This window comes from Nonomuraea sp. JJY05, assembly GCF_043496855.1.
Classification (GTDB): domain Bacteria; phylum Actinomycetota; class Actinomycetes; order Streptosporangiales; family Streptosporangiaceae; genus Nonomuraea.
The window spans coordinates 69,158-79,665 of the sequence record NZ_JBIEIS010000056.1 but is presented as its reverse complement, the minus strand read 5'-3'; the positions used below and the strand labels follow the sequence as shown (position 1 = coordinate 79,665).

General features: G+C 69.2%; 14 protein-coding genes. 8 read left to right on the top strand and 6 right to left on the bottom strand.

Annotated elements, in window-relative coordinates; all coding sequences use genetic code 11:
* Positions 1 to 30: 30 nt before the first annotated feature.
* The 4 genes from ACFKCF_RS53090 (at position 31) to ACFKCF_RS53075 (ending at position 3,085) form a co-directional block, all read left to right on the top strand.
* Positions 31 to 273 carry a hypothetical protein gene (locus ACFKCF_RS53090; RefSeq protein WP_394503966.1) on the top strand — a complete coding sequence of 81 codons (243 nt, stop codon included), beginning with the start codon at positions 31 to 33 and terminating at the stop codon, positions 271 to 273.
* Between the two features lie 107 nt (positions 274 to 380).
* A complete protein-coding gene (locus ACFKCF_RS53085; RefSeq protein ID WP_394503965.1) occupies positions 381 to 1,700 on the top strand; it encodes a tetratricopeptide repeat protein in 1,320 nt (439 codons plus the stop codon).
* Positions 1,701 to 2,330: 630 nt separating this feature from the next.
* Positions 2,331 to 2,558, top strand: coding sequence for a hypothetical protein (locus ACFKCF_RS53080; protein ID WP_394503963.1), 228 nt, complete (start codon positions 2,331 to 2,333; stop codon positions 2,556 to 2,558).
* Positions 2,555 to 3,085, top strand: a complete 531-nt coding sequence (locus tag ACFKCF_RS53075; protein WP_394503961.1) for a phospholipid carrier-dependent glycosyltransferase — start codon at positions 2,555 to 2,557, stop codon at positions 3,083 to 3,085. The genes ACFKCF_RS53080 and ACFKCF_RS53075 overlap by 4 nt, the downstream gene beginning before the upstream one ends.
* Positions 3,086 to 3,093: 8 nt before the next feature.
* Here ACFKCF_RS53075 and ACFKCF_RS53070 read toward each other — a convergent pair whose 3' ends face one another.
* Positions 3,094 to 3,411: an ATP-binding protein gene (locus tag ACFKCF_RS53070; RefSeq protein WP_394503976.1), complete on the bottom strand. Its 318-nt coding sequence runs from the start codon at positions 3,409 to 3,411 to the stop codon at positions 3,094 to 3,096.
* A gap of 33 nt (positions 3,412 to 3,444) precedes the next feature.
* On the opposite strand from ACFKCF_RS53070, the gene ACFKCF_RS53065 reads away from it, so the two are divergent.
* On the top strand, positions 3,445 to 3,612 hold the full coding sequence (locus ACFKCF_RS53065; RefSeq protein ID WP_394503959.1) for a hypothetical protein: 168 nt from the start codon (positions 3,445 to 3,447) through the stop codon (positions 3,610 to 3,612).
* Between the two features lie 54 nt (positions 3,613 to 3,666).
* The gene (locus tag ACFKCF_RS53060; RefSeq protein ID WP_394503958.1) at positions 3,667 to 5,763 is read left to right on the top strand and encodes a hypothetical protein; all 2,097 of its coding nucleotides are present in this window, start codon (positions 3,667 to 3,669) and stop codon (positions 5,761 to 5,763) included.
* Between the two features lie 11 nt (positions 5,764 to 5,774).
* Here the strand turns inward: ACFKCF_RS53060 and ACFKCF_RS53055 are convergent, their stop codons facing one another.
* The 4 genes from ACFKCF_RS53055 to ACFKCF_RS53040 form a co-directional block, all read right to left on the bottom strand.
* The gene (locus tag ACFKCF_RS53055) at positions 5,775 to 6,389 is read right to left on the bottom strand and encodes a hypothetical protein (protein ID WP_358112298.1); all 615 of its coding nucleotides are present in this window, start codon (positions 6,387 to 6,389) and stop codon (positions 5,775 to 5,777) included.
* On the bottom strand, positions 6,386 to 6,697 hold the full coding sequence (locus ACFKCF_RS53050; protein WP_394503956.1) for a hypothetical protein: 312 nt from the start codon (positions 6,695 to 6,697) through the stop codon (positions 6,386 to 6,388). Before ACFKCF_RS53050 ends, ACFKCF_RS53055 begins: the two co-directional genes overlap by 4 nt.
* 8 nt (positions 6,698 to 6,705) lie before the next feature.
* Complete coding sequence (locus tag ACFKCF_RS53045) at positions 6,706 to 7,977, bottom strand: CHAT domain-containing protein (protein WP_394503954.1); 1,272 nt, start codon at positions 7,975 to 7,977, stop codon at positions 6,706 to 6,708.
* A gap of 207 nt (positions 7,978 to 8,184) precedes the next feature.
* Positions 8,185 to 8,502: a hypothetical protein gene (locus tag ACFKCF_RS53040; protein WP_394503952.1), complete on the bottom strand. Its 318-nt coding sequence runs from the start codon at positions 8,500 to 8,502 to the stop codon at positions 8,185 to 8,187.
* A 32-nt stretch (positions 8,503 to 8,534) separates the two neighbouring features.
* Here ACFKCF_RS53040 and ACFKCF_RS53035 point away from each other — a divergent pair, with 32 nt between their 5' ends.
* Both ACFKCF_RS53035 and ACFKCF_RS53030 read left to right on the top strand, forming a co-directional pair.
* Entirely contained in the window at positions 8,535 to 8,924 is a 390-nt protein-coding gene (locus ACFKCF_RS53035; protein ID WP_394503974.1) for a recombinase family protein, read from the top strand.
* 29 nt (positions 8,925 to 8,953) lie between these two features.
* Entirely contained in the window at positions 8,954 to 9,508 is a 555-nt protein-coding gene (locus ACFKCF_RS53030) for a Tn3 family transposase (RefSeq protein WP_394503972.1), read from the top strand.
* An 11-nt stretch (positions 9,509 to 9,519) separates the two neighbouring features.
* On the opposite strand, the gene ACFKCF_RS53025 is transcribed toward ACFKCF_RS53030, so the two are convergent.
* Positions 9,520 to 10,476, bottom strand: coding sequence for a helix-turn-helix transcriptional regulator (locus tag ACFKCF_RS53025; protein WP_394503951.1), 957 nt, complete (start codon positions 10,474 to 10,476; stop codon positions 9,520 to 9,522).
* Positions 10,477 to 10,508 lie beyond the last annotated feature (32 nt).

Here is a 10,508-nt window from a genome sequence, read left to right as displayed (position 1 = left end):
AGGAATGAAGCAACAACGAAAGGACCACCGATGCGACTGAAGTCCCTCACGGCAGCCGTCACGCTGGGCACCGGCCTGGCCTGCACCGCTCTGACCTTCACGGGTCTGACCTTCACGGGTCTGACCTTCACGGGTCTGGCCGCCGCCGAGGCCACCACGCCCAAGCCGACCTCCTCACCGGGGCACCTGAGCCCGAGCCACCCTGGCGACAACTCGCCGACCGCCAAGCCGCCCGGCAAGGCCATCCCCACGATGCCGAACTACACCGGCTGACCCGGACCACGGGCCCGCATGGCTCCCGTTGTGCGGGCCCGTACCGCAGCGGTCCGTGCCGGAGCACGAGCCCCGGCCTCGATAGATGATCACGAAAAGGAGAAGTCGTGACTGATGACCAAGGATGGGACCGGCGTTCGCTGTTGCGGAGCGCGGCCATGGTGGCCGGTGCCGCCGCGACCACGCCATTGCTGGGCAAGGCGGCCGCAGCGCAGGCCGGCAGCGATGACGCGGACGCGTTGTACAAGGCGGGCAAGTTCGAGCAGGCCGGCCGGGCGTATGAGGAGATCCTGAAGAAAGACCCTGCGAACCTGCACGCGGCCCGCCGGCGCGGCTATATCGGGCTGCTGGGCAACAAGTTCCCCGACGCTGAAAAGTACCTCAACATGGCCCTCAAACTGGCGCCCGAGGACAAGGAAACCAACTACTACCTGGGCGACTGCTACATCCGGCAGGACAAATACTCCCTCGCCGCACCACGCTGGCAGGCGGCCGGCGAGGACGCCTACGCCAAATGGTTCGCGGCAGTCCGCGGCGAGGCGTATCAGATCCACGGCGACCTAGGGCAGGTGGAAATCAAGCAGATGGACCCGGAGCCGCTGGTGGAGGCCTCGGTCAACGGCGGCCCGGCGAAGCGCTTCGTGTTCTACACCGGCGCCCCGTATCTGAGCATGCGCGCGTCGGTGGCCAAGGAGGCCGGGCTGAGCCCCGTCGCCAGCCAGAAGATCGACTTCGAGGACAGCGTCATCTGGGCGTACTACGGGATGCTGGACTCCTTCAAGCTCGGCGGCCTCGAACTGCGCAACGTCCCCGTGAGCTGGTCGGCGACGGAGTCGGGCGACGATGTCGACACCGACAGCGACGGCCTGATCGGCACGTGGGTCTTCTACCACTTGCTGACCACCTTCGACTACGCGGGCCGGCAGCTGATCCTGCGCCGCCGCACCCCCGAGGCGGCCGGCAAGGCACGCGCCGCCGCCCGGGCGGGCGCCAAGCCGCTGCCGCTGTGGTTGCACCGTGAGCAATATCTGGGCACCACGGGCAGCTTCGCCGGCGCCACCGGCTCCCGTACAGGGATGGTGGGCGTGAACTTCGGTGGCGTCGGCGAGATCGCCGCGGGCATGGCCGGGGAAACGGCCGAGCAGCTGGGGGTCCGCGTCGACTACGACCGCCAGATCGGGACATTTGCCCAAAGTCACCCAGCCGTCGCCTACCCCTGCTACCCGAAGGAGATCCGCGTCGGCGGCGCCGTCGCCAAGGAGGTCTATTGCTATACGAACCCGAACGCACAGGTCAACGTGCCCTGGCCCTATGGGGATGGGGTCGACACGATGGGCTGGTTCTCCCACTGCTTCTGGAAGCCCTATAACATCACCGTCGACTTCACCGACATGAAGCTCTACATCGCCCGCGGCAAGGCCGCCTGACCACCGCGACCGCACGGGCGTCACCTGGAGCTGACGGCTCCGGCGGTCGAGGGGGAAGGCGAGCCGCACGCTCTTCCCCCTCACCTGGTGCCGCGCCCAGGAGTGTCCCGGCCGACTCGGGGCACACGAAGGTGCGGGCCGTTCACAGCCAGGCGAAGCACAGGAGAATCGAGGAACATCTTGAACACAACCGTCTGGAGCGCGGCCCTGCCAAGGCTGTGATCCTCCAGGTTCCGTGGATTCGAATCCCACGCTCTCCGCTCCCTGCTCAGGCGCATGTGGTTGAGCGCACACGGCTGATAAGCGAGAGTGGCTTCGACACTCTCGCCGGGGACCACCACTTAACGATCACCCGGCCATGATCTGAACGCGAGTTTCGGCACCACCTCAGGCGCCGCCGGAGCCGTCGGATCGGCTGGTGTTGCGTCCCACCAACCGGCGCACCGTAGACGATCTTGATGTTTCCCCCTTGCGGCAGGAACGGCCAGGACGGCAGTAGAAAGATGCCTTGGGCGGCGAAGAAGCTCGAGGGCGCGGGTGGGTTAGAGAGGTCAGGGATAAGCTGCCGGGGTGCGTGATCTTGTCCGCTTAGGCCCCAGGCGGCTAGGAGACTGGGGAGGCCCGCTGCTTGTGACGCTGCTCGGCGCGCTCCTCCGCTTCCCCCGCCTGGACGTTCCGAGGAGCCTCGCCTTCGACGAGACCGAGTACGCCGTGAACGGCTACGCGATGATCACGTTCGGAGTCGAGCGTCTGCCGCAAGCAGGCATGAGGCCGAACGGCATCGACATGTGGCAGTCATGCCCGGTGGTCGTGGATTGTGCCATGCAAGCCTCCCATCCCCGCTCGGCAATTGGATGATCGCGGCCGGGGAGTGGCTGTTCGGCATGAACTCCTTCGGCTGGCGTTTCTCCGCCGCCGTAGCAGGCACCCTGTCGATCCTGATCATGATCAGACTGGTACGGCGGATGACGGGGTCCATGCTGCTGGGCTGCCTGGCCGGACTGCTGCTCTGTCTGGACGGCATGCACCTGACGCTCTCCCGGACCGCCCTGCTGGACATCTTCCTGATGTTCTGGGTGCTCGCGTTCCGCACCCGCGACTGGCGGCTCGGCGTGGCACTGCTCGGCTACGTGGCAGGGTGGCTCCCCTGGATTTACTTCGCCCTCGCCAACAACCGGACCATGTACCTGTTCTACACGGCCCCGATCCTCCCGTTCATGGTGCTCACCGTCACGCTCATGTTCCCAGAGCGAGCCGCCGTGGCACTCGGTGTAATCACCCTGGTCACAGCTGCCAATCTGTGGTGGCTACACCCGATCCTGACCGCCGAGACGATCCCCTATGCCGAACAGCAGGCCAGGCTCTTTCTTCTTCCCGGGGAGTGATGCGCGCTCTACTGGCTGGAGGCGCTGGCTTCTGCGCGGGCACGAGTTTGGGCTAGCCGGTAGGATTCGGTGCCGGTCTCGATGATGTTGCCGCCGCACGTCAGCCGGTCGGCGATGGCCGCGCAGAGTCGCGGCTCGGTGAAGGTCTTAGTCCGGCCCGAAAACGACTCATTTGAGGCGATCGCGACACTATTGGTCTCCTCCCTTTCGGTGAGAACTTGGAATAGCAGTTCGGCTCCATGGCGGTCGAGCTCCATGTAGCCGAGCTCATCAATACAGAGGAGGTCGACGCGGCCATAGCGGGGTGCCGTTAACGAACGTGTCACCTGCAAGCCGCCCTGGTCTACGTCAACACGCTCATGCTGCAGGACGTTCTGGCCGAACCGCATTGGGCGGCCCTGCTCACCCCGGCCGACCGGCGCGGCCTGCCCCCGCTGTCCTGGCAGCACGTGCGCCCCTACGGCGAGGTACGGCTGAACATGACGGCTCGGCTGCCGATCGCCGGGTCCACTGGAGTGCCACGCTGACGGCGAGCCGCCGGAATATCTGACCCGAGAGCCATCGCCTGGCACTCTGAGGACATGTCTCTCGAAGAGGACGCTGTCCGGGCGGTCGAGCGAGCATCGGACATCCTGCACGGGATGCCTGACCCGGCGGAAATCGACCAGGCCGTGGCCCTGCTGCGGGAAGCACGTTCGGTCCTTCCCGACGGGCATCCCGAGCGGGCGAAGTGCCTGGGCAACCTCGCGGTGGCCCTGCAGCTGCGCTACAGCCGGACGGGTGACGTAGACGATCTGGACGAGGCCGTTGACACGGGCCGGCTGGTCGTGGCCAAGGAACCCGATCCCCTGGATCTGTCCAACCTGTGTAACGCGTTGCGGCTGCGCTACGCCCGGCTGGGCGATCCGGAGGATCTCGACGCGGCGATGGACGCCGGGCGGCGGGCGGGGAGCATCGTCGAGCCCGACGACCCCGTGCTCGGGGGCTGCCTGAGCAATCTGAGCGGCGCCCTTCTGGCCAGGTACGGAAGATTTCATGATCCCGCCGATCTGGAGGAGGCCGCCGAGATCGGCCGACGGGCGGTGGAGGTCACCGAGGCCGGCGATCCGGAACTCGCCCAGCGCCTGTCGGACCTGGGCGGAGTGTCGCAGCAGCGCTACCTCCTGACGCTGAAGACTCCCTATCTGGAGGAGGCGGTGAACGCCGGGCGCCGGGCGCTGGACCTGATCCAGCCGGGGCATCCCGCGCTCGGCATGTACCTGTCGAACCTCGCCGGCAGCCTGCAGCTGCGGTTCGCCCACGACGGCGACAGGGCGGACCTGGACGAGGCGCTGGATCACGCGAGGCGGGCGGTGGCCGTCACCGGGGCGGACCACCCCGACCTCGGCCTTTATCTGACCGGTCTCTGCGGGCTGGCGCAGTTCCTGTTCTGGCACACCGGTGCGGCGGTGGACCTGGACGAGGCAGTGGAGACAGGACGACGGTCCGTGCTCGTCACCGCCCACGACCATCCCGATCGGGCAAGACGGTTGTCCAATCTGGCCGGAGCCCTGCACTTCCGGTTCCGCGCCTCAGGGATGCTGAGCGACCTCGACGAGGCGCTGACCGCCGTACGGTCGGCGGTCGCGCTCACGCCCGCCGACGATCCCGAGCTGGCCAGGCGGGTGAGCCTCCTCGGTGCGCTGCTGCTCGCCCGTTTCATCCTGGCCGGGTCGCTGGAAGATCTGAACGGGGCCGTCGAGGCAGGCAGGCGGGCGGCGGTTTCGCCGCTGCTGAACGACCTCACCAGGGCCGGTTACCTGTCCACGCTCACCCAGGCGCTGGTGATCCGGTTCCACAACACCGGGCAGGTGGCCGACCTGGACGAGGCCGCGGAGCACGGTGCCCGCGCGGTGGCAGCGGTCTCCGTCAGTGACCCCGCCAGGTCCTGGTATCTGTCCAACCTGAGCAACATCCTGCGGGCGCGGCACGCGGCCACGGGGGCGCCGGACGACCTCGACGAGGCGTTGCGGCTGGCCAGGGAGGCGGCCTCCGGTGACGACACCTACCGCGGCGCGTACCTCGTCATCCTGTGCCAGGCACTGCAGTTACGGTACGACAGGACCGGGCTGGCCGCCGATCTGGACGAGGCCGTAGCGGCGGGGCGAGAGGCGCTGTCCCTGACCGCTCAAGGTGTCCCCGACCGGGCCACCTACCTGTACCAGGTCGCCACTCTTCTGCTCGATCGGCAGGGGCCCGGCGACCTGGAGGAGGCGGCGGAGATGTGCCGCGAGGCCGCCGGGATGGCGGCGGCACCGCCGTCCACGCGAGTGCAGGCGGCGCAGGGGTGGGGCATCGCGGCGGCGCTCGCGGGAGCCTGGGCGACGGCGGCGGAAGGATTCGCCACAGCGGTGGAGCTGCTGCCCCGCGCCGTATGGCGCGGCCTGCAGCGGATGGACGGCGAGCATCACCTGAGGCAGTTCGCGGGCCTCGGCAATGACGCGGCCGCGGCCGCGCTTCTCGCCGGCCGGGTGGAGCAGGCGGGAGAGCTGCTGGAACAGGCGAGAGGCGTGTTGTGGGCACAGCGCCTGGACACCTGGACGGACCTGGCCGCGCTAGGCGAGGCCGCACCTGAGATCGCCGCCAGGCTGGAGGCGATCCGCGCCGAGCTGGACGCCCCCGCTCCCGCAGGAGGGTGAGGCGGCCAGGATCAGCCGGTCGGGCACGTCTCTACCGCGCGGATTCCGGTCGCCGTGGCCAGTTCGACGCCCGTCTCTCCGCCGGCGGTCTTCAGCGTCAGCGTGCCTCGCGCCATGCGTACGATCGAGCCGCACACGTCCCCGTCGGGCGTCGTCACCTGGAGCCTCGGCGCGTCCTTCGCGGGGCCGTACCAGGTCACTCCCACCGCGGCGACGAGCAGCGCCGTGCACAGGAGAGTCAGCACGATGCCCCGGTCGAGGGCACGCCGCGCCCGCATGGCCTCGTCGTGATCGTCCCCGGCCTTCAGCTTCCGCCGCTCGACGGCGGCGGGCCGGCCGTGCGCCGCCCAGAGCAGCATGAACGCGCCGACCGCGCCGGCCAGGAGCGCCGCCAGCAGCAGGCCGCCGACCACGACGTCCCATGGCGGGGCCAGCCTGCTCACGTCGGACCTGCCCTTGATCAGGCTGAAGCCGAGCAGACCGGCGAGCAGTCCCGCCAGGCCGTTACGCCAGGCGGTCGCGGCGGCCCGGACCCGCGGCAACTCGTCGCGGAGCAGGCGCTGGACGGCCTGTGCGGTCCGATGGCCGGAGACGGTGGGCTTGCCGCCCGGCGACAGGCGGATCATGACTCGGAGATCTTCAGGTTCCAGTACGCCCCGCAGCCCACGTTGCCGTCCGGCCGGTCGGGGTGGTCGGCGCCGCACGTGCACAACATCGTCTCTTCTGCGGTCTCCGGCTCACCGCCGGAGCGGTCGAGGCGGACGCGCCGGCGTACGACCTGTTCGGTGATCCTGTAGTCCATCACGTGACGGCAGCGCGGGCAGGCTCCGCGCAGGAGGATCGTGTGCGGGTCGGGCTGCTCCACCTGGAAAGTCCTGGCGACCTCCTCGGCGAAGGCCAGCCGGGTGACCTCTTCGTACGGGGTCTCGGTCAACGGTCCTCCTATGGCCCGGTGTGGGTGAAGGGTGTCCAGACGCTCGGTGTGCCGAGGTAGCGGTCGCGCAGGGCGCGGGTCGCCCTGTGCAGGGCGTACGCACTGCGCTCTGCCCGCATCCTGCCGTCCGCCGCCAGGTCTTGATAGACCGTCTGGAACAGGTCGCTGGTTCCGGTGGTGTCGTAGACGGACCACAGTGTGCCGATGACGTGGCGGAAGCCGGTGTAGTGCAGCGCGGCGGCGAGCGTGATCGCCTCGTCCAGGAGATCGACCCCGCCCGTCGCGGTCTTGCAGGCCGACAGGCCGGCGAACTCGGCGTGGTACTGCCCGGTGCTGATGTCCGTGATGGTCAGCATGTCGTCGTGGAGCACGAGCCCGCCCTGGGAGGGATCGGCGAGGTTCTGGTCGCCGTGACAGCTGAAGTGCACCCAGCGGTGGCCGGGCAGCTCGCGCCTGACCCTCGCCCTGGTGGCCTCCTCCCCCTGCAGCAGGGTGGCGGGGAACAGCCTCGTCAGCAGGTCGACCTCATCCGCGACACCCGCCAGGTGGCGCTCGCCAGGTGTGTCGGCCAGCGCAACGATCAAGAAGCGGTCGTCTCCGGCGGCGGGACCGAGCGGCTCGCGAGCCTTCAGCAGGGCGCGCAGAGTCGGCGTGTACGAGGACACGACCCTGTCCATGACCGTCGCCCTCTGCTCGTGGCGGCCTGCGGCGTGCAGCGGCAGCAGGGTCAGCGGCCCGGTCGGGCACCACCACAGCCGGGGCCACGGCCCATCGGGAGTGCCGTGGAAGCCCAGCTCGGACAGCACGGGCTCGGCGATCGTGTCCCAGAGCCACGCCAGCAACTCGGTGAGCATCGTCTCGGTGGCGGCTCGCGCCTCGTCGAGTGCGCGTTGCGCCCGGTAGGCGGTCTGCCTGTCGGCCATCGTGCCGGTGGCCCTGACCCGGCGCCTGGCCGTCTCGTACGTGTCGGCCGTCGTCTCGGCCTCGGCCAGCGCCCCCAGATAGCGGTTGGCCTGATCCGCCGCATCCTGCACGGTCAGACCGGTCAACGGCCGCACCGTGACGCCCTCCGGCCGGACGAGGAGCGCGTCACACCGCCACTCGCTGACATTGACGATCACGACCGGTCCGCCGCCTGCGGCGGGAAGCATTCTCTCCATGCTGGGCGGCCTGAGGAAGTCCACGAAGCCATCCAGCTCGCGCACCCGCTCGACGAGGTCGTCCCACTCCCGCGCGAGCGCCATCCTCCGGTCCACCAGCTGCGAAACGTCGTCCGGCATACCCTCGCGCATTGTTCGGCGAACCTCTATTCCGCAGGAACAACGGTCATCGCCAGATGATAGGCATCCGGGTCCACATCGACGAGCCTGGCCGGAAAATTCTCATTGTCGCGGACGGTCGCCTACCGAGCCACGAGCGACCGGCAGGCACGGGCAGGAGAGGAATAATACGCTATGAGCGGCTTTGTCTCTTCCTGAGTGCTGCAATCAACTGACTAATCCACTGAAAAGGGTGTGGCGAATGCCCATGAAATTTAAGTGGCTGGTCCCAATGTCCTCGAGGATGCCGGCCCCGCCGCGGACCCCGCGGACGGGAAGACCGTGCCGGAACCACTGACCGGCCGGGTGGAGGAAGCGGTCGCCGCCGAGCGCGCCGCGCGCACCCCCGCCGCCGGCGTCGCCCGCGTCTTCGCCGGGGAGATTTCCATCCGGGCCCTCGTCCGCCCCGAGCTCGAGCGGGCCGTCGCCCTGGCGGCCGAGATGCGCGCTTCCGGGCTGGCGGTCACCCTGGTGGTGCACGAGCACAAGCGGCTCGGGCGCGGCCTCGACCTGGCGCCCTGGCCGAACATCTGCGCGCCGCGGGCATCGGCCTGCAGTTCCTGTCCGGCGAGCTGCAGGGCAGCCACGACCCCTCCGGCGTGGCGTTCACCGTGCTGGCCGCGCTGTCAGGGATGGAGCGCGAGTACATCCGCGACCGCACCCTGGAAGGCCACGAATCGGCCCGCAACCGGGGCAAGACCATCGGCGGTGCCACCGTCACCGACGAATCCATGCTGTCGATGGCGTTGCACCTGCGCGGCCAGAACCTCAGCCTGCGCGACATCGCCGCTCGGCTGGTTATCACCCGGGGCAAGAAGAAGGGCCAGCACCCCTCTCCGGCCACCGTGCTGCGCCTGCTCCGCGACCACGGCGAAGCGGACAGGAGGTCTGCTGCGCGCGGGCTGTGACCTGGGGAGATGACGCTCGTTTGGGGCTGGTGACACGTTCGTTAACGACACCCCATGATGGGTTTCAGCGGGACCTCGGCGTCGCCGAGGTGGGTGGCCGCGAAATGGCGCAGCTGATGCAAATCGAGGATGGCGTACTTGTCCAGCAGGACGCGGGCGCGGTCGTAGCCGAGCCGGGCGCCGTCACCAAGCCGGCCTTGGCCGACCAGACCGACCAGGCATGGTGTTTGACCGTTTTGACCAACTATGTCATCACCTGGACGACCGATTACTACTCGCTCGCCGTGCGGCAACTACGGGCAGTTGGCCGGGACGTTCCCGACGAGTTGCTGGCCCACATCTCCCCGGCGCACAGCGAGAACGTCAACTTCTTCGGCGTCATCAACGTGGATGTCGAGGCGGAACTGGCCAAGCTCGACACCAGCGGCTGGCGGCCGCTGCGGCCCGCGCAAACTGCGCGAGCTGGGGCTGACGCCCTGCAGGCCCTGCGCCGCGCTCCCATGAAGGGAGACGGCGCAGTTGATCTAAGGAGTGGCCGACGCCGTGCGCGGGCCACCCCTCGGGCGCAGGCCTGGTCTGGGTGACCGTGACCCCGCTAGGCGGTGCCGCCACGGAGGAAGAGCCGGCCGACGTCGCGCAGGTAGTGGCGGAATTCGGGGGGATTGACGACGTCGAATTCCGCGCCTACGGCGGCCAGGATGAGCACCGGCCAGTCGAAGGCGTTCACCTGCAGGCGCAGGCGGCAGGAGTGGTCGTCAACGGGCTCGACCTGGCCACCGGTGACGGCGACAACCGGATCCACTGTGCCGGCCGGGGCGTGGAGGAGGACGGTGATGTCGTACCGGGTGGGGCGGGAGCCGAGCCGTTCGGCGATGTATGCGGCGGCGTCGGCGGCGGGCAGGTCACGTGGGCGGAAGCGGGCTCCGGTGGCGGCCGGGCCGGTGAGGCGGTCGAGGCGGAAGATGCGCCAGTCGGCGCGGTCGAGATCCCAGGCGACCAGATACCAGCGGCGCTTGAGCGAGACGAGCCGGTGCGGCTCGACCAGCCGGGCGGCCGGCTCGCCGGAGGGGGTGGCGTAGGTGAAGGTGAGCCGTTCGTCGTCGCGGCATGCTTGGGCGATCACGGTGAGCGTGGTGGCGTCGACCTGGGGGCCGGCCGTCGGGGCGGTGACCGTGTAGGCCCGCAGCGCGTCCACGCGGCGGCGCAGCCGGGGTGGCATCACCTGGACGACCTTGGTCAGGGCGCGCAGCGAGGTCTCCTCGATGCCTTCGACGGTGCCGCCGGCGGCGGTACGCAGGCCGACGGCGATGGCGACGGCCTCCTCGTCGTCGAGCAGCAGGGGCGGCATCGCGGTGCCGGACCTGAGTTGATAGCCGCCGGCTGAGCCACGGCCGGAGTGGACCGGGTAGCCGAGCTCGCGCAGCCGGTCGATGTCGCGGCGCAGAGTGCGCTCGCTGACCGTGAGCCGCTCGGCCAGTTCCAGGCCGCGCCAGTGGCGGTGGGTCTGCAGCAGGGACAGCAATCGCAGCATGCGCGCGCTCGTGTTCGCCATGATTCCAAGTTCCCTCACCTTCCGGTCAGGAA